This window comes from Paenibacillus donghaensis (assembly GCF_002192415.1).
GTDB classification, from domain to species: domain Bacteria; phylum Bacillota; class Bacilli; order Paenibacillales; family Paenibacillaceae; genus Paenibacillus_AQ; species Paenibacillus_AQ donghaensis.
Window position 1 is genome coordinate 5,152,755 of record NZ_CP021780.1, and the last position, 17,879, is coordinate 5,170,633.

Genomic DNA, 17,879 nt, shown 5'->3' on the forward strand with positions numbered 1-17,879 from the left:
CATACGCCCTCACTGCTGTCCAAAACGAAACAAGCCCGGCCAAGAAGAGCGCACTCTCCTTGACACGGGGCTTGTCATTTTGCGCCGAAATATAAGGGACTATATTTCCCGCATAAACAAAAAGAATCTTCCGTTTACACTTATGACGCTTGATGTGTATTCAAACCGATATCAGGTTTGGATACACATCCTAGTATGCGCCATTTAGGAGCTGGCAATACCTGCCTTAGCTGCCGATATGAATTCCGACTGTTCTGCCGCCGGCATCCACCGTCTCAAATGGAAGCTCTCCGCCGAAATCAATGGTGGTTACCAGCACATTCTCCCGCAGCACATGTTCAAAAGCAGTTGCCGCCGCCTGAAGCTCCCTGTCCACCTGCAGCGTAAGCGCGATTCGCTTGTCGATTGGCAGATCCAGACGCTTGCGGTAATCCTGCACCGCGCGCACAATTTCGCGTACCCAGCCTTCCTGCTCCAGCTCTGGTGTGATCTCCGTGTTCAGTGCTACGGTCAGCCCATAGCCGGAAGCCGAAGCGAACCCGGACTTGGCCTGCTTCTCTACCAGCAGCTCCTCGGCCGTGATCAGCAGCTCTTCACCTTCTGGTGACACCACGGCGATTTCGCCATCCTGCACCACCTTGCGGGTGGCCGAGCTGTCCAGTGCTTTCAGGAAGCCTTGGAGGAAGCCGACGCTTTTGCCGTATTTTTTGCCTGCAACCTTAAGGTTCAGCTTCAACGTGAAGTCAATAAATCCGCTGTCGCTGGTCTCCAGCACAATCTGCTTGATGTTGATCTCATCCTTGATGATCTCCTCATAATCCGCCACAGCGAAGCTGCGATCCATCGAAACGATCAGCTCGGACAACGGCTGACGGGTCTTGATGCCTGTCTCGTTGCGCACATTGCGCGCAAGTTCCACGATCTGCCGTGCACTTTCCATATCTTGCTCCAGCGCTGCATCGATCAGACTCTCGTCTGCTGCCGGATAATCGGCCAGATGCACACTTTCGCCGCCGCCCAGGTTAGTGTAGATATCCTCGGACAACATCGGCGTGAACGGCGCCATGATTCTGGCAGTAGTCAGCAGCACATGGGTCAGCGTGCGGTACGCATCCAGCTTCTCTTCACCAAGTCCACTGCCCCAGAACCGGTCGCGTGAACGGCGGATGTACCAGTTGCTCAGCTCATCGATGAAATTCTCAATCGCTTTGGACGAGTTAACGAAGTCATTTACAGCCAGTCCCTTATCCACAACCTGAATCACACTGTTCAGACGCGAGAGTATCCAGCGGTCCAGCTTGTGTTCAGACAGCTTGAATGGATGCTCAGCCGGGTCATAGCCGTCGATCCCTGCATACAGCGTCAGGAAGGCATGGGTATTGACCAGCGTATCGACAACTTTGGATTTCGTCTCTCCCACCAATCCGCGTGAGAACCGTTTGTTATTCCACGGCGCGCTGTCCGCCAGAATCGCCCAGCGGAAAGCATCTGTGCCATAGTCATTCATGATCTCCCATGGGTCAATGACATTGCCCTTGGATTTGGACATCTTCTGGCCGTTCTCATCGAGGATATGGCCGTGGGCAATCACTGCTTTGTAAGGTGCTAACCCTTTGAACAGGGTGGATACCGCCAGCAGACTGTAGAACCAGCCACGTGTCTGGTCGATCCCTTCACAGATCATATCCGCCGGATACTGGTCGCTCAGCTTATCCTCATTCTCGAACGGATAGTGGCTCTGGGCAAAAGGCATCGAACCGCTGTCGAACCAGACGTCGATCACTTCTGAGGTGCGGATCATTTCTGCGCCTTCGCTGAACGGGCTGCGCAGCTTGATGGCATCCACAAACGGCTTGTGCAGCTCGATGTCCTCGGGAACGTCTCCAATAGCCATCGATCTCAGCTCGGCGATGCTGTGCGGGGCAAATTCCTTGCCTGTAGCCTGGCAGACCCAAACATTCAGCGGCGTGCCCCAGTAGCGGTTGCGGCTGATATTCCAGTCCACCAGCTCGTCAAGGAATTTGCCGAAACGTCCGGCCCGCACATGATCCGGGTACCAGTCCACGCTGTTATTGTTGGCAATCAGCTGATCCTTGATCGCTGTTGTGTTGATGAACCAGCTGTCTGTTGCATAATACAGCAGCGGTGTATCGCAGCGCCAGCAGAACGGATAGCTGTGCTCGTATTTCTCCTTGCTGAACAGCAGGCCTTTTTCGGACAAGGCTTTGACGATATCCAGGTCGCAATCCTTCACGAAACGTCCGGCAAAATCAGTGACCACCTCTGTATATTTACCTGAGCCGTCCACCACATTAACGAAGCTGATTCCGTTCTCACGACAGGTCTTGTAGTCATCCTCGCCATACGCAGGAGCCATATGCACGATCCCTGTACCACTGGAATCCGTAACAAACGATGCGCCCACAATAACATTGCTTTTCTCCGCCTGGATGTAGCTAAATGGAGAAGCATAGGTCTGGCCGATAAATTCGGCTCCCTTGTGGGAGGACAACACGGTATGCTCGCCCTTCACAACCTCATTCACCAGATTCTTGGCCAGGATGTAGACTTCATCGCCCTGCTCTACCCGCACATAATCCATCTCCGGGTTCATCGCCAACGCCATATGACCCGGAAGCGTCCAAGGCGTTGTCGTCCAGGCCAGCACATAGTCACCGCTGTCATCCAGCTTGAACTTGGCCGTAGCAGTAAGATCCTTGACCGTCTTGTAGCCCTGGGCCACCTCATGCGAGCTTAGCGTGGTCTGGCAGCTCGGGCAATACGGGCTGACGCGGTGTCCGCGGTACAGCAGTCCCTTCTCATGTACCGTTGCCAGAATGTTCCACACACTCTCGATATAACTGTTATCCAGCGTAACGTAAGGATTATCCAGATCGGTCCAGTAGCCGATGCCTTCCGTGAACTCACGCCACTGCTTCTCATAGCCGAACACGCTGTCCTTGCATTCCTGAATAAACTTCTCGACGCCATACTCTTCAATCTCCTGCTTGCCGGAGATGCCAAGCTTCTTCTGCACACCCAGCTCTACCGGCAGTCCGTGCGTATCCCAGCCTGCTTTGCGGACTACGCGGAAGCCCTTCATCGTCTGGTAGCGGCCGATGAAATCCTTGATGACGCGTCCCAGCACGTGCCCGATATGCGGCGCACCGTTAGCCGTCGGCGGACCTTCATAGAACACATAGTTCGGACGGCCCTCCCGGTTCTCCATGGAGCGGCGGAACGTATTCTCGTCGCTCCACTTCTTCAGGATGCGAAGATCCCGCTCCCGCGCTTTTTCTCTTACATCTACTTTTTGCATATACGATCAAATCCTTTCGTGATTTACTCTTTGCTTTGTTGCTCTTGCTCTTGCTCTTGCTCTTGCTCTTGCTCTTGCTCTTGCTCTTGCTCTTGCTCTTGCTCTTGCTCTTGCAGCTTTGGCGCACAGCCAAGCTGCTCTGCGGGCCCCCGGACCGCGATCCCCCGCAGGGGGCAGCACGGGTCCGGGTTGCCCCTTTCGCGGCCTCTCGCGCAGCCGAGGCCGACCCCCGCCAGCCTTCGCGCGCAGCGCAGGCTGCCTTGCTCTTGCAGCCTTGGCGCTCAGCCAAGCTGCTCTGCGGGCCCCCGGACCGCGATCCCCCGCAGGGGGCAGCACGGGTCCGGGTCGCCCTTTCGCGGCCTCTCGCGCAGCGAGGCCGACCCCCGCCAGCCTTCGTGCGCAGCGCAGGCCGAGTGCCCTCAACCACAGTCAAGGCCTCGCAGGCCTGGCCCGCCAGGGCCAGCCTAAGAAGGGCCGCTTCACCCGCCAAGCCCAGCCACGTCGTCCGCCACACCCCCGCCATTCCGCGAGGCACTGCCTGCGGGTGTCCAGAGGGCGGCGCCCTTTGGGGTCCCCCTTGGAAAGGGGGATTTAGGGGGATGGCCCTTGGACCCGCACACAAAAAAACGTCCCCCCGCCCCAAAGGGGCGAGACGACGCTCGCGATACCACCCTAATTCTATGCATGAGCACATCCTTAAGGGGATTGTATTCAGCACGATCTCAGTCCCGCGCAGAACCTGCTGCAGCGCGGGGCCGGGGTAACGTCCGGCGGACGGCTAAGCTTACGCACGGTGAACGCTTCAGCTTGGCTTCTTGGGGAAGATCTTCGGAGCAGGATGCGAACAATCGGCTCTCAGCAATCGCCGACTCTCTGGAGAACGTAACCCTGTCTTACTTGTCCCGTCATCGAATAGATATGAACATGGTATAGATATCTTCTAGTTATAGACCGTTTAAGATCAATTGTCAACACATGGAGGCTGCAGAACTAATTACTCTGTACACCCAGCATTTAGTCACAATTTCAGTTATTACTGTACTCCCAGCGAGGATATAGAAAGGTTGCCCAGGAACGCTCCGGGCAATTAGATGCGAAAGTGCAACTAAATTCAGCCGTAACTCCCATAAGCGGTCAAATAAGTGACATTCTGCAACTAATCTCGAGTAAATCAGGCGCTTTACGCTCCAAAGCCCAAATTAGATGCCTTTTTGTATCTATTTCCTTCAAAACGAAAAAAAACCGCCATTTAGATGCACTTTTGCAACTAATTTATCCCCGCTCTATAAAACCACCACTGTGCTAAGTCCTCGATCTTCGCAGTATACCGCTCCACCGGATGAATCGCCACACTTCATGCAGCAATCAGCCGGGCGAGTCAGAACGCGTTCTCGCTAACCTCGCGGCTCTCCAGCGCATTCCAGTCATCCTGGGACAGCAGCTCCAGCTGCGCTTCCAGCAGGGTGCGGAAGCGGGTGCGGTAGATGGAAGCCTGCTTGCGCAGTTCCTCGGTTTCTATCGCCACTTTACGGGATTTGGACAAGGCCTCGTTGATGATCCGGTCCGCATTCTTCTCTGCTTCCTTCAGAATCAGCTGGGATTCCTTCTTGGAGTTGTTCTTCACATCATCCGCCGCTTCCTGGGCGACGATAATGGTCTTGGATAAGCTCTCTTCAATGTTCACGAAATGATCCAGACGTTCCTGAATCGACAGTAGCTGATTCTGCAGTTCCTTATTCTCGCGGATTACACTTTCATAATCCTTGATGACCTGATCCAAAAATTCGTTGACCTCATCCTCATCATAACCGCGGAGTCTCCGGGAGAACTCCTTGTTATGTATATCGAGCGGTGTTAATGGCATGCTGTGCACCTCCTAGAAATTTCGGACCTCCTGCAGACTGCACGTTGGCATAATAGAAGCCGCGCCAGAGCAGGAAGAAAGACTGAACTTATATAAGTTTAAGGCACAGGGCGGAAGGGTGTCTTATCATCCCGGCTGTGCTGTGGAGAAATAACCCTGTTCCCATTACCCGGCGCTCAGCCGCAGAAATGTTTGCCCCCGTAAGACTATCCATTTCGACAGCCAAAAGCGGAATCCTGCATCACGTTCAGACAAATTTCCCGACCTGAACACGGTAGCGGCCTTTTTTGGTCAAGCTGCCAATCTCCAACACCTTGAAGCGGCCAAAACCTTGGATGGATACCACATCCCCATCTTTGAGAGCGCAGGAAGGATCTTCCTCCACCTTCCAATTGACCCGCACACGTCCGGCCTTGATCGGAACCATAATTTTGCTACGGCTCAGCCGGGTCACATCGGCGGCAATCCCGTCGAGCCGCAAGGAGGCTACAGTCAATTCCATGGTTTCCAGTTTAACCGGGCTGCTGCGAAGCTCGGACAGCGGAAGCAGCTCGGTGCTGACCTGAATCCGGTGCACACCGGTCAGATTCATGTTCATATAATTTGCAATATCAGCGGCGATTATCACATGACAGCCATCTTCCAATACATGGATATCGCCAACCTTGCTTCGTTTAATACCCAAACCCAGAATAGAACCCATGTAATCCCCATGCTCCAGGGACAGAAACTTGGATTCTCCGGAAGTTATCGCCAGCACCTTCATCTCCATGTCCTCATCATCCAGCTCACGGTAATCCGGTGCGATCAAGGCGCGCTTGCGTTCAGCATCGGGAGAGCCGCCTTCCCAGCGGACTTGTACATCCGGGTGGCGGTTCACCAGACTCTGCACAATATAACCCTGGCGGGGGTCCAGAAACTCGGTCAGCTTGCTCTCATGATAGTCTCCGGCATGACTGACCCATTCCCAGGCCTTGTCCACAAACTGCCGTTCATCGGGGTGAAAATGTCCGTATAGTTCCTGCTTCATCATCATATCCGTCTAAAAAAGGTACGCTACAATCGTTTTGAGTCCGCCAACCGCCAGCCTCAGCACAAACAACGCGATGAACGGGGAAATGTCAATCATGCCAAAGAGCGGCGGGATAAATTTGCGGAAAGGGGCCAGAAAAGGTTCTACCAGCTTGGCGAGAAGCTCACCGATGAAATTCTCGCGCGCATTGGGCAGCCATGACATCAGAATATAGATGAATATCATGTAGAAATAGATGTTGAACAGTATATCGATTATAGAATTAACCTGACTCAATTACATTTCACCTCATCCTATTATAATCAGCATCATCACCAAGAATCTCCGTGATGGAGCCTTGAATCTCAACGGTATCCGGTGTGCACATAAATATATTGCCCCCAATCTTGGAGATTCCTCCCCCAAGGGCATAAACAGTTCCACTCAAAAAATCAATGATCTTCATCGCCTGGTCATTGCGCACGCGCTGCAGGTTAATAACCACGGTGCGGTGCGAACGCAGATGATCAGCAATTTCCTGGGCTTCATCATACGAACGCGGCTCATACAGCACAACCTTGACATTCTTCTGGGAATGGATACTGACGACATTGGCCCTCTGATTCTTGCGGTTGTCTACAGGTGCAGGCTCGTATTCATCCTCTTCACGGTGAATCGGCTCCCGTTCAACAATCTCTTCTTCTTCCTGCAAGCCCAAGAAACTCATAAACTTGTTCATCACACCCATCACGATCCCTCCTCATGGCCCACTAATACCGTTCCCAGGCGCACCCAGGTGGCTCCTTCCTGTATCGCCACTTCAAAATCATTCGACATCCCCATCGAAAGCTCGGTGATCGGCTCAGCTGTCAGACCTAGCTGATTAAGCTCATCCCGCAGCTCACGCAGCCGGCGGAAGATAGGGCGGGTAAGCTCAGAGTCCCCTTCATGGGGCGCCATGGTCATCAGGCCGACCACTTTCAGACGGTCGAGGCCAGCGATCCCGCGCAGGAAATCGGCGGCCGCTTCCGGAGGCAACCCGAATTTGCTGTCTTCTCCCGAGATATTCACCTGAACAAAGACTTCTACAAGCTGGCCCGTAGCACTGGCCTTCTTGTTCAACTCCTCAGCAAGGGACATCCGGTCCAGCGAATGGATATATTGAAACTTACCTATAACATCCTTAACCTTGTTGGTCTGCAAATGCCCGATAAAATGCCAGGTTCCCTTGTCGCCGAGTACATTCCATTTATGGGCGGCATCCTGCCAGCGGTTCTCACCGATATCCATGAGGCCCGCATCCAGCACAGCTGCTGCCGTTTCCAGCGAAACATATTTGGTCACTGCAATGACCTTGACGTCACTTCGTTCCCGTCCGCTTGCCGCGCAGGCCCGTGACACACGTTCCTCTACCTCAGCAATTCTCTCCTGCAGTGTTAAACCCAACGTCAACTCTCCTTTATTCCGATCCAGCTCGTCATTCTGCCTGTAACTCCATTCTCCTTACGGTAAGAAAAGAACAGATCTGTATTACAGCTTGTACACCATGTGGTACATTCGATATGAGTCGGCAAGATTCCTGCTTTAATCATAATGCGTCGGTTCATTTCTTTCAAGTTTAGCATGGTTTTACCGGAATCGTCAGCAGATCCGGTATACAGGTTTACGGGTTCGCCAGGGTCTGCCAGACCATCCAGCTCTTGCTCCAGCAGCCGCACATGCTTCATCACATAATCGTCCACCTCGTAGCAGCAGGCTCCTATTGATGGGCCAATGGCAGCAAGCACATCCTGCGGACGGCTGCCGTAGACGTCTCCCATCCGCTCTATCATCGCTGACGCGATCTGCGCCACCGTTCCTTTCCAGCCTGCATGGGCTAGTCCAACCACCCCGCACACGGGGTCATAGAAGAACAGCGGCACACAATCCGCATAAAAAGAGGTCAGCAGCACCCCGGGAACATCGGTCAGCAAGCCGTCCGTAGCCTGAAAGGCCGAAGCCCGGTCCAGTCTGCCCCGTCCGCGGTCCTGCCCTGTGACCACTGCTATATCTGCACCGTGTGTCTGCTCTCCGCAGGTCCAAGCCTCCTGCGCGAAGCCGAGGCTTGCAGCCAGCAGCTCGCGGTTCGCAGCAACGGCCGCCGGATCATCCCCCACATGAAGCGCACAATTCAGGCTGTCGTAGGGCGGCTCGCTTGTTCCTCCCGCCCGCTCGCTGAATCCGGCTGTAATCCTGCTTCCGTGCTCCGCACGCCAAGGCTCCAGATGAAGCAGGCCGGGCGTTCCAGCACTTTTCACAAACGGTTCCATATTCTCACCTCCGCTTAAGTGTACCATAACTAAATACCCCATGAAACGCGGTTAAGCACGGAGAATCCTGGCTTTCCGCACCGCAATTCCCCCCGCACGGCTGCTCCCGACCACATGAATACGCCTTCTCCTCAAGCCAGAAAAAAGACGCACCCCATTAATAAGTGCGCCGTTCACTGCGGTCCCCTCGTTCCAGATATATGGTCTCCCGATCCTCCTGGCCTCCGCCGAGTCTGGATTCTTCAACCTTAACCAGCACCACGTCCGAGCCAATCTTCACGATATTCCTCCACGGAATAATCAGATCCGTACCGCCCCCGAACAACCCCATAAACCGGGTATAGCCGGGGATGACGATCGCATCAATAACTCCGCGCCTGAGGTCCAGCTCCAGATCGCTGATCTGCCCGAGCCGCCGTCCATCGACGATATTAATAACATCCTTGGTCTGGAAGTCAGAAATTTTCATCTTTCTGCCCGTTCCCATGGAATCCTCGTTCACTCCACCACCCCTGTACAATCTGCCCTGTACTCCAATATATGTAACAGTGGCTTGGCCACATAACCTTTATTTTCCCGAAAGATAAGGGTCTGTAGAATACATAAAAGGGCGATCCTTAAGGTCCGTTTCCGGCGCTCAAGAATCCCCCTTTGGAAGCACTGCTCTTTATACCTGCTTAGGATTTGACGTGCTTCTGCATCTGCTGAATGGCCGATTTCTCCAGCCGGGAGACCTGTGCTTGCGAGATCCCGATCTCATCGGCCACTTCCATCTGGGTTTTGCCTTCAAAAAAGCGCATCGACAGAATTCGTTTCTCCCGCCCGCCCAGCTTCCTCATCGCTTCACGCAGCGCAATCTCCTCAATCCAGGAAACATCCTTATTGCGGTCATCGCTGATCTGGTCCATCACATAGATAGGATCTCCGCCGTCATGATAGATCGGTTCAAACAAAGAAACCGGGTCCTGGATCGCATCCAAGGCGAACACCACATCTTCCTTCGGCACACCCAGCGCATCGGAAATTTCCTGAATGGTCGGTTCCCGTGAATTCTGGTTGGTCAGACTGTCTCGCACCTGCAGCGCCTTGTAAGCAATATCCCGCAAGGAGCGGGATACACGGATTGGATTGTTGTCACGCAGATACCGGCGGATCTCGCCGATGATCATCGGCACTGCATATGTGGAGAACTTTACATTCTGCGATAAATCGAAATTATCGATCGCCTTCATTAGTCCGATGCAGCCGACCTGGAACAGATCGTCCACAAATTCACCGCGGTTGTTGAACCTCTGGATCACACTCAGCACAAGCCTCAGATTGCCGTTGACCAATTTCTCTCTGGCGGATCGCTCGCCCTGCTGCTGCAGCGAAGTGAACAGCGCCCGCATCTCCACGTTCGTCAGAACAGGAAGCTTGGCTGTGTCCACACCGCAAATCTCGACTTTATTACGGGTCATGATGATTTACCTCCCAAGGAGAAACATTACTGTACATTATCTCCCCGAGTGGCCATTTTATTCCTTGGGTTTTTGACGCTTATACCATCTTGTTGAACTCCTTGCGCAGCCGCTTGATTATTCTTTTCTCCAGCCGGGAGATATAGGATTGGGAGATACCCAGCAGATCAGCCACATCCTTCTGGGTCTTCTCCTCGCCGCCGCGCAGCCCGAACCGCAGCTCCATAATCAACCTTTCCCGTTCGCTCAGCTTCTCCAGCGCCTTCTGCAGCAGCTTGCGGTCAACCTGTTCTTCAATATTGCGGTAGATGGTGTCGTTCTCCGTGCCTAATACATCCGAGAGCAGAAGCTCATTGCCATCCCAGTCAATATTCAGCGGTTCATCAAAAGAGACCTCGCTCCGTGTCTTGTTGTTCCGCCGCAGATACATCAGAATTTCGTTCTCGATGCAGCGGGAGGCGTAGGTAGCCAGCTTGATTTTTTTCTCCGGATCAAAGGTATTGACCGCTTTGATTAAGCCGATGGCTCCTATCGAAACCAAATCTTCTATGTTGATGCCGGTATTCTCGAATTTGCGGGCAATATAGACGACAAGCCGCAGGTTGCGCTCAATCAGCATTGCGCGCACAGCCGCATCGCCACTGGAGAGCCGCTGCAGCAGAAATTCCTCTTCTTCACGTGTCAGCGGAGGAGGAAGCGCCTCGCTTCCGCCAATATAATAGATTTCCTGGCTCTTCAGCCCCAGCAGAAACAGCATCCGGTAATAGTTTAGCTGCAGTACAATTTTCCATTTGACCATTATTGTTCCTCCTTCAAGAGTAGCACGGTTGTCCTGTGAAGCCCTCTGACGCGATTCAGGCTTAAGTGGGGCAGTCGCGGCTTAGGAGAGCACCGCAGCCGCTGTTGCAGCAAGCTCTCCCTGGGTAAGATCAGGATGGATGACCGCACGGTAAGCTCCTTCTCCCGACAGGGTACCGCCATCCAGCCCGATTAGAACTCTTGTGCATGTATAGGTCTCACTTCCGAGCTTGATCGTCACGAGGTCGGGCTTCAACGCCAGCATAAACGAAGCGCCGCGGTTGATGCCCCTGTAAGGCACCAGCCGCATCCGGTCCTGCCAGGCGAACGACTGCCCGTCCGTTTCCAGCAGAAGTCTGTCCGCCCCGTCCTGGGTCAGCCTGCCCTTCCAGGAGGGCGGCAGCTGCCCCTCCCATAGCGATGCTTCCATCACCATCACCGGAATACGGGTCAGCGGATCACAGAGCCGGTTGCCGGTATCCAGCAGGCCGGGACAGGTGACGGTGACACCGTCAATATCGACGGTTACCTCACCGATATAGCTGTCCAGTTGCTCTCTGCGGTTCCGCGAAGAATGAACGGCCTTGAAAATTACCAGCAGCAGGGGCAGCATGACCACCACGAACCAGAATCCGATCTTAAGCTTGTAGGCTTGGCCTCCCGAAGTGGTGAAGACCATCCCGTTCCAGATCTCGCTTGTGCTCTGCAGCAGATAGTGGACGCCCAATATGCCGCCAGCAGCCATGAAATTAATCATGTAGAAGGCCCCCATGCAGCGTAAATATTGCGGCAGACTCTTGAAGCCGAAGGCAACCCACAGCATTAGCACGGACAGTCCGAACTTGATCAGAAAGGTATAGAGAAATGAGAGCTCAGGCACAAACATCATCACCACGTACAGCGCACCGATCACCGCCGAGAGAACCAGCCGCCACCAGGACACTCTCAGCTTGACCAGCCAGCCCGTCAGCCACAGCAGAACTCCGTCGATCAGCAGATTGGCGGCAAAGATCAAGTCTATATAGACAACCAGTTCATTCACCTGCCCAGTGGCGGAGTCTGTCCTGAAGCCAGCCGGAAGGACCAGGCTCTCTTTTTTGGACGATAAGACTAGTATAGGAACTAGCGGTTTCAAAGTCTGTCTAAACCTGGGGGCATTGTTGCGGTTTTTTTGTCGAACTTTCGATCCCTCCCAAACCCTCCCTTCCAAGGGAGGGCCCCAAAGGGCTCTGCCCTCTGGACTCCTGCAAGCTTGGCGAATGAGTCTGGCGGTACTGTGATTAGGGGGCTTGGGAGGGGGAGCGCTTATCCCTTCGGTACCGCTTGGACGCCGCTGGGGATGGCCGTGGACTCCCTTACGGGATGCACGGCCGAAGGTTAAGGTCAAAGACGAGCTGTTCCTGCGGAATGCGCAAGACCTTCTTAAGAGCGAGTGCGGGCTGTTCCTGCGGAATGCGCAAGACCTTAGCCACAAAAAAATACCGTCCTCTGTAAGAGGCGGTATCCGTTTCTTAAAGACTTAGGCTCAGTGAGGATATAGCAGTCAGATCTTCAATCCACAAGCGGAATTCCTGTTATGAACACTCTGACTGCCATCACAGACACATTTATAGAGAAGCCATACAGCTAATAGGTCTCTGAATGGGGTATAACAAGGTTACAGGGACTCGAACAGCTAATTTCACTCATCGTTCCAATTGCATTATGTCCGGATGAATCAGAGTTAAAAGTATAAAATTCCAGAATTTAGCGGACTAAGGAGCCCCTATTTACTGTAAACATGCGGTTTTAAAGGACTAACGGACTCAGGAGCTCTTATACCACAGAAACCGCTCTGTTCAGTGCCTGTTTTGAAGATATAGCGGCTATACAGTCCGCAAGACTTGAAATCATCGCAGAAATGAAGATATAAGGGCTATACGGTCCGCAAGCACCCATTAACCTTCTACAACCTCATGGAGGCTTAAGTAGTAGCTTTCATTTAAAAAAAGCACCGTATGGCTTTAGCTGATTCAGCTAAAGCCATACGGTGCTTCTTACATAACTAGACTTCCTACACTACAACGACCGGAATATCTAGTCGTTGTTGCCGCGTGTGCGGTTGCGCAGGAAGGTTGGGATATCCAGCTGGTCCGAGGCAGTCTGGTTGCCGAACGGACGCAGATTGGCGTTCTTGTCAGGGGCCGGCTGTTGTTCATTGCCGCTGGCCGCAGGACGGCGGTTCGGCGCAACCGGTGAAGGCTTGTGCTCAAAACCGGTGGCAATTACGGTTACCTTGATCTCATCCTTCATGCTGTCTTCAATGATGGCACCAAAGATCATGTTCACTTCCGGATCGGAAGCCGAGGTAACTATCTCTGCCGCTTCATTCACTTCATACAAGGAAAGGTTGGAGCCGCCGGTAATATTCATAATGACTCCGCGTGCGCCTTCGATTGACGTTTCCAGGAGTGGACTCATGATAGCCTTGCGTGCCGCTTCGGATGCACGGTTCTCGCCTGCTGCAATCCCGATACCCATCAGGGCAGAGCCGCGTTCAGTCATAATTGTCTTCACATCGGCAAAGTCAAGGTTGATCAGACCCGGTACTGCGATCAAGTCAGAGATACCCTGAACAGCCTGCCTCAGCACATTGTCCGCTTCGCGGAATGCTTCCAGCATCGGTGTTTTCTTGTCTACAATTTCCAGCAATCGGTCGTTGGGAATAACAATTAAGGTATCAACCTTCTCCTTAAGCGCTTCAATTCCCAGCTCCGCCTGGTTGGAGCGTTTGCGTCCTTCAAAGGTAAACGGGCGTGTTACCACACCTACCGTCAAAGCTCCGCATTCTCTCGCTATCTCAGCTATAACAGGCGCTGCTCCCGTTCCTGTACCGCCGCCCATCCCTGCGGTCACAAAAACCATGTCTGCACCTTTAAGCGTATTAGAAATCAAATCGCGGGATTCCTCGGCCGCTTTCTTGCCCACTTCCGGGTTGGCTCCTGCACCCAGTCCGCGGGTCAGCTTGTCCCCGATTTGCAGCTTGTGCTCCGATTTGGCCATATGCAGCGCTTGGGCATCTGTATTCACTGTAATAAATTCAACACCCTGAACGCCGTTCTCAATCATCCGGTTGACAGCATTGCTTCCGCCGCCGCCTACGCCGATGACTTTAATTTGCGCCAAGCTCTCCATTTCAAAATCAAATTCCAACATATTGTTCCATCTCCCCCTAGAATAGTGCTTGGATGGCCGGTCCAAGTATATCTGGACTTACACTTATATAAACTCGCTGAACATATTCTTTAGACGCTCTACCAAACCCGGCTTAGCTGTGGAAGCCTGATTCTGAACCGCAGGCTGCTTGCTCCGGTTAACCGTCTTCTTGTTGCCGCTGGAAGGGTTGCTGCGTCCGCGGTGTCTGCGGACAATGGTATGCAGAATGCCGACACCGCCGGTGAAGCCAGGGTCGCGCACGCCAATATAATCAGGAACAGCAACACGTACGGAAGCAGCCAGTTCTGTTTGGGCCGCTTTCAGAACGCCCGGCATGGATACAGTACCACCCGTTAGTATATAACCTCCCGGAAGCTCATTGTAACCAAGCCGCTTGACTTCCTGACGAATCAGGTGGAAGATTTCCTGGACTCTTGGCTCAATAATTGCCGCCAGATCCTCCTGGTTGAATTCCTTCTCGACGTTGCTGCCGATCCGCACGACCTTGAACACTACATCCGCAGCCGCATCGTCAATCCAGGCGCAGCCATACTTCAGCTTCACCTTCTCGGCTTGGTCGGTTAATGTCCGCAGTCCGTAGGCAATATCGTTGGTTACAAATTCTCCCCCGATCGGAATGGTGGAGGTTGCGCAAAGGGAACCCTCTTCATATACGGCTATCGTTGTTGAGCCTGCACCAATATCGACCAGCACCGCTCCCATGGATTTCTCATCCTTGGAAAGCGCTAATCCGCCGGCTCCCAGAGACATCAGCACCAGATCCTTGACCTTCAGTCCTGACTTCTCTACACAACGCAGCAGATTATGTATGGGCGTCTTGGCCCCGGTTATGATCGTAGCCTCAACCTCCAGGCGAACGCCGATCATTCCGCGCGGGTCCTGAATGCCTTCAAGGCCATCAACGATATATTGCTTGGCGACCACATCGATCACTTCACGCTCCGGAGGCAAGGCGATCACTTCCGCAGCCTTGATTACGCGGTCAATATCGTCCTCGCCGATCTCACGGTCTTCATTCTGAACGGCTACAACGCCGTGGCTCGATTGAAGGCCGATATGATTGCCGGAAATGCCTACGTAAACCTCGGATATTTGAATACCGACCATTTGCTCTGCATGATCTACAGCGCTTTTGATCGATTGCACAGTTTGGTCGATATCTACAATCGCGCCTTTGCGTATTCCTTCCGAATCAGCAGACCCAACGCCAATAATATTAAAGGTTCCATTGGTAACTTCCCCAATTATTGCCCGAACTTTGGATGTACCGATGTCCAAACTAACAATGATGTCATTGTTGCTCAAGCCCTATGGCACCTCCTGTAATTATCATAATAAATTTCAGTAATGCTTGTGAAGCATCATCCCGGTCCCGGGAAACGTCTCTGTACATATTCAACATACCTAATCCTTTCCCTCTTTTTTCTACAAATTTTTTGAGTGGAATTATATTACAAGACTCCAAACGTGACCAGTCGTTCCTTCATTCACAAAAGAATGACTTATATCTCAAAAAATAGAAGCGAATACAGTGATTTATTCCAAATTATAGGCTTAAATTTCACAAAAATCCGAAGAAAAAAGAGGGATGCGGTTGGATGCCAGTAAAATTGATTGTATCATTTTTTTGAGCTTATTAGTAGGGACTATTTGCTCTTGCAAGAGTTAGTTGTCCGAAATATCCGACTGATCTGCCTTATTCTCGTTCTCCGCAGTGGGCTCCCCTTCACTTTCCCCATCCTTATTGTCAACCTTGATCTGGAAAGGAACATATGAGTCCGCTTCCAGCATCTTGATCAGCCCCGGCTCCTCGGTTTCTATGACCTGATTCAGGTAGGACACCTTGCTCTTCAGCAGCGAAATGGCCGTAATGACCTCGAAGCGCGAACGGGTGTACAGCTTGATCCGGTCCGGAAAAGACAATGTTGGTGAAGGCACGATTTCGGAAATATCGCTGGTCAGCTCATTCGGGATATCCGCCAGCGCCTTGCTGAGCTTAGCCTTGTTGGGGTCGGAATCCTTCCAGTTGGTCAGAATCGGCTTCTCCACGGCAATTCCGGTCTGGTTGATCGGAACCGCAGCACCGCTTGAGAGGATCGCCTTCAGACTGCCTGATTGATCCAGTTCATAGGCCACCGCCGGGAATTCCTCGATGCTAACCGAGATAATCCCCGGAAACTGCTTGTCCACCACCGCTTTTTGGACAGTCTTCAGCTCCATCAATGATGCGGAGAGCTTGCCGCCGGACACGGCAAAGAACTGTCCATTCAGCTCAAGTCCGCTCTTCGCCAGCAGTTCCTCGCGAGAGGTGTATTTGTTGCCGGTGAACTTGATCTCCGTAATCTGGCTGACGGACGAACGGAAGAAGATTACAACCAGCAGCGCAATAAACAGCAGTAGCAGAATTACCGTAATCTTCCGGCTTATTTTTCTTGGGGGCTTGTCCTCTTTAAGAAGAGGTAAACGGGTTGTTGTCATTCTCATATCTCCGTAATAAGGCCCTGTCTCCTCCTGCATAGGCCAAGGAAGGAGACAGGGAGCTTTAGTTGGCCAAATCAAACGGTCCCGGTACGGGCACCTTGCGGCTGATGCGTGCGCCCAGCTTCTGAAACAACAGCTCAATTCCGTCATATCCCCGGTCAATATGATGTGCCTGCTCCACCACGGTTGTGCCCTCTGCCGCAAGTCCGGCAATCACCAGTGCTGCGCCGGCCCGCAGGTCGGTAGCTTCCACGGTGGCTCCGTACAGACGCTGCACCCCGCGGATAAAAGCACGGTTCAGATCGATGGAAATATCCGCGCCCATCCGGGCCATCTCCTCTACATGCTTGAAGCGCCCTTCAAAGACGGTCTCCTTGATTACACTGAAACCATCCGCCAGTGACAGCAGCACCATGAACTGGGACTGCAGATCCGTCGGGAAGGAGGGGTAGGGAGAGGTTACAATTCTCTGCACCGCACGGGGACGCCCCATGCAGCTAACATTAATTATATCATTGCATACTGTGATTTGAACACCAGCCCGCTTCAGCACGTGAATCAGCGAGGTCAGGTGACCGGCATTGGTGTGGGTCAGCGTCACATTGCCCCGTGTAGCTGCAGCCGCGATCATGACAGTTCCGGCTACAATACGGTCGGGAATGACTTCATAAGTACAGGGATATAATCGCTCCACCCCTTGTATAGTAATGGTATCCGTTCCCGCACCCATGATCTGGGCCCCCATTTTGTTCAAAAAATACTGCAAATCCTGAATCTCCGGTTCTCTGGCTGCCCCCGAAATGGTGGTTGTGCCCTCCGCCATCGCGGCAGCCATCATAATATTCTCCGTCGCTCCCACGCTGGGATAGTCAAGATGAATATCATTGCCGCTCAGCCGCTCAGCCCGGCAGGAGATCCGGCCGTTATTCTCCTCAATCTCCGCTCCAAGCGCCTGCAGGCCCTGAAGATGGAGATCAATCTTGCGTTCCCCGATCGCACAGCCTCCCGGCTGGTAGATCGTCACCTCGCCGAATCTGGACAGCAGCGGGCCCATCAGAAAAATAGAAGACCTCATCTGCCGCATTAAATCTTCCGGTACATGGGAGGTCCCCAGCAGTGATGTGTCAATGGTCACCGTTTCTTCATGATGCGTGCATCTGCAGCCAAGACGCTCCAGTATATCCAGCATGGTCTCGATGTCCAGCAGCTTCGGCACATTATGCAGTGAGTGAACTCCTTCGGCCAGCAGGCTTGCCGCCAATATCGGCAGCGCCGCATTTTTTGCTCCATGGATACGAATGGTGCCTGACAGGGGACTGCCACCCTCAATCACCAATTTGTCCAATGTATCACCTCCGAGATTACCGCTCACCCACCACAAGCACTTCTTAGTGCCTACATCCGGCTTTAGGGCGCAGCG

The 17,879-nt window shown here is 53.0% G+C and carries 15 protein-coding genes; all 15 read right to left on the reverse strand.

The window, feature by feature from the left end; all coding sequences use genetic code 11:
* Positions 1-226: 226 nt before the first annotated feature.
* Complete coding sequence (gene ileS / locus B9T62_RS23615; protein ID WP_087917528.1) at positions 227-3,319, reverse strand: isoleucine--tRNA ligase; 3,093 nt, start codon at positions 3,317-3,319, stop codon at positions 227-229.
* Positions 3,320-4,697: 1,378 nt separating this feature from the next.
* A complete protein-coding gene (locus B9T62_RS23625) occupies positions 4,698-5,183 on the reverse strand; it encodes a DivIVA domain-containing protein (RefSeq protein ID WP_087917530.1) in 486 nt (161 codons plus the stop codon).
* A 247-nt stretch (positions 5,184-5,430) separates the two neighbouring features.
* Entirely contained in the window at positions 5,431-6,213 is a 783-nt protein-coding gene (locus B9T62_RS23630) for a YlmH family RNA-binding protein (protein ID WP_211296524.1), read from the reverse strand.
* Between the two features lie 12 nt (positions 6,214-6,225).
* The gene (locus B9T62_RS23635) at positions 6,226-6,492 is read right to left on the reverse strand and encodes a YggT family protein (protein WP_087917532.1); all 267 of its coding nucleotides are present in this window, start codon (positions 6,490-6,492) and stop codon (positions 6,226-6,228) included.
* 7 nt (positions 6,493-6,499) lie between these two features.
* Positions 6,500-6,943 (reverse strand): cell division protein SepF, encoded by a 444-nt coding sequence (locus B9T62_RS23640; RefSeq protein ID WP_087917533.1) that lies wholly within the window; start codon positions 6,941-6,943, stop codon positions 6,500-6,502.
* Complete coding sequence (locus tag B9T62_RS23645; protein ID WP_425436597.1) at positions 6,943-7,641, reverse strand: YggS family pyridoxal phosphate-dependent enzyme; 699 nt, start codon at positions 7,639-7,641, stop codon at positions 6,943-6,945. The genes B9T62_RS23640 and B9T62_RS23645 overlap by 1 nt, the downstream gene beginning before the upstream one ends.
* A gap of 2 nt (positions 7,642-7,643) precedes the next feature.
* Entirely contained in the window at positions 7,644-8,504 is an 861-nt protein-coding gene (gene pgeF, locus B9T62_RS23650; RefSeq protein WP_087917535.1) for a peptidoglycan editing factor PgeF, read from the reverse strand.
* 157 nt (positions 8,505-8,661) lie between these two features.
* Complete coding sequence (locus tag B9T62_RS23655; protein ID WP_087920393.1) at positions 8,662-8,973, reverse strand: YlmC/YmxH family sporulation protein; 312 nt, start codon at positions 8,971-8,973, stop codon at positions 8,662-8,664.
* Positions 8,974-9,181: 208 nt separating this feature from the next.
* Positions 9,182-9,964, reverse strand: coding sequence for an RNA polymerase sporulation sigma factor SigG (gene sigG, locus B9T62_RS23660; RefSeq protein ID WP_087917536.1), 783 nt, complete (start codon positions 9,962-9,964; stop codon positions 9,182-9,184).
* Between the two features lie 79 nt (positions 9,965-10,043).
* The gene (gene sigE / locus B9T62_RS23665; RefSeq protein ID WP_087917537.1) at positions 10,044-10,766 is read right to left on the reverse strand and encodes an RNA polymerase sporulation sigma factor SigE; all 723 of its coding nucleotides are present in this window, start codon (positions 10,764-10,766) and stop codon (positions 10,044-10,046) included.
* A gap of 78 nt (positions 10,767-10,844) precedes the next feature.
* Positions 10,845-11,795 carry a sigma-E processing peptidase SpoIIGA gene (gene spoIIGA / locus B9T62_RS23670; protein ID WP_087920394.1) on the reverse strand — a complete coding sequence of 317 codons (951 nt, stop codon included), beginning with the start codon at positions 11,793-11,795 and terminating at the stop codon, positions 10,845-10,847.
* A 1,043-nt stretch (positions 11,796-12,838) separates the two neighbouring features.
* On the reverse strand, positions 12,839-13,957 hold the full coding sequence (ftsZ, locus tag B9T62_RS23680) for a cell division protein FtsZ (RefSeq protein ID WP_087917539.1): 1,119 nt from the start codon (positions 13,955-13,957) through the stop codon (positions 12,839-12,841).
* Between the two features lie 63 nt (positions 13,958-14,020).
* A complete protein-coding gene (gene ftsA / locus B9T62_RS23685; RefSeq protein WP_087917540.1) occupies positions 14,021-15,283 on the reverse strand; it encodes a cell division protein FtsA in 1,263 nt (420 codons plus the stop codon).
* Positions 15,284-15,643: 360 nt separating this feature from the next.
* Complete coding sequence (locus tag B9T62_RS23690) at positions 15,644-16,456, reverse strand: cell division protein FtsQ/DivIB (RefSeq protein WP_087917541.1); 813 nt, start codon at positions 16,454-16,456, stop codon at positions 15,644-15,646.
* Positions 16,457-16,520: 64 nt separating this feature from the next.
* Positions 16,521-17,804: a UDP-N-acetylglucosamine 1-carboxyvinyltransferase gene (gene murA / locus B9T62_RS23695; protein WP_087917542.1), complete on the reverse strand. Its 1,284-nt coding sequence runs from the start codon at positions 17,802-17,804 to the stop codon at positions 16,521-16,523.
* Positions 17,805-17,879 lie beyond the last annotated feature (75 nt).

What these genes read in the sequence shown, in the direction of transcription:
- B9T62_RS23655 (WP_087920393.1), bottom strand. Translation starts at nt 8,973, where the DNA reads ATGAAAATTTCTGACTTCCAGACCAAGGATGTTATTAATATCGTCGAT.
- B9T62_RS23690 (WP_087917541.1), bottom strand. Translation starts at nt 16,456, where the DNA reads ATGACAACAACCCGTTTACCTCTTCTTAAAGAGGACAAGCCCCCAAGA.
- B9T62_RS23625 (WP_087917530.1), bottom strand. Translation starts at nt 5,183, where the DNA reads ATGCCATTAACACCGCTCGATATACATAACAAGGAGTTCTCCCGGAGA.
- pgeF (WP_087917535.1), bottom strand. Translation starts at nt 8,504, where the DNA reads ATGGAACCGTTTGTGAAAAGTGCTGGAACGCCCGGCCTGCTTCATCTG.
- B9T62_RS23630 (WP_211296524.1), bottom strand. Translation starts at nt 6,213, where the DNA reads ATGAAGCAGGAACTATACGGACATTTTCACCCCGATGAACGGCAGTTT.
- ileS (WP_087917528.1), bottom strand. Translation starts at nt 3,319, where the DNA reads ATGCAAAAAGTAGATGTAAGAGAAAAAGCGCGGGAGCGGGATCTTCGC.
- sigG (WP_087917536.1), bottom strand. Translation starts at nt 9,964, where the DNA reads ATGACCCGTAATAAAGTCGAGATTTGCGGTGTGGACACAGCCAAGCTT.
- B9T62_RS23640 (WP_087917533.1), bottom strand. Translation starts at nt 6,943, where the DNA reads ATGGGTGTGATGAACAAGTTTATGAGTTTCTTGGGCTTGCAGGAAGAA.
- ftsZ (WP_087917539.1), bottom strand. Translation starts at nt 13,957, where the DNA reads ATGTTGGAATTTGATTTTGAAATGGAGAGCTTGGCGCAAATTAAAGTC.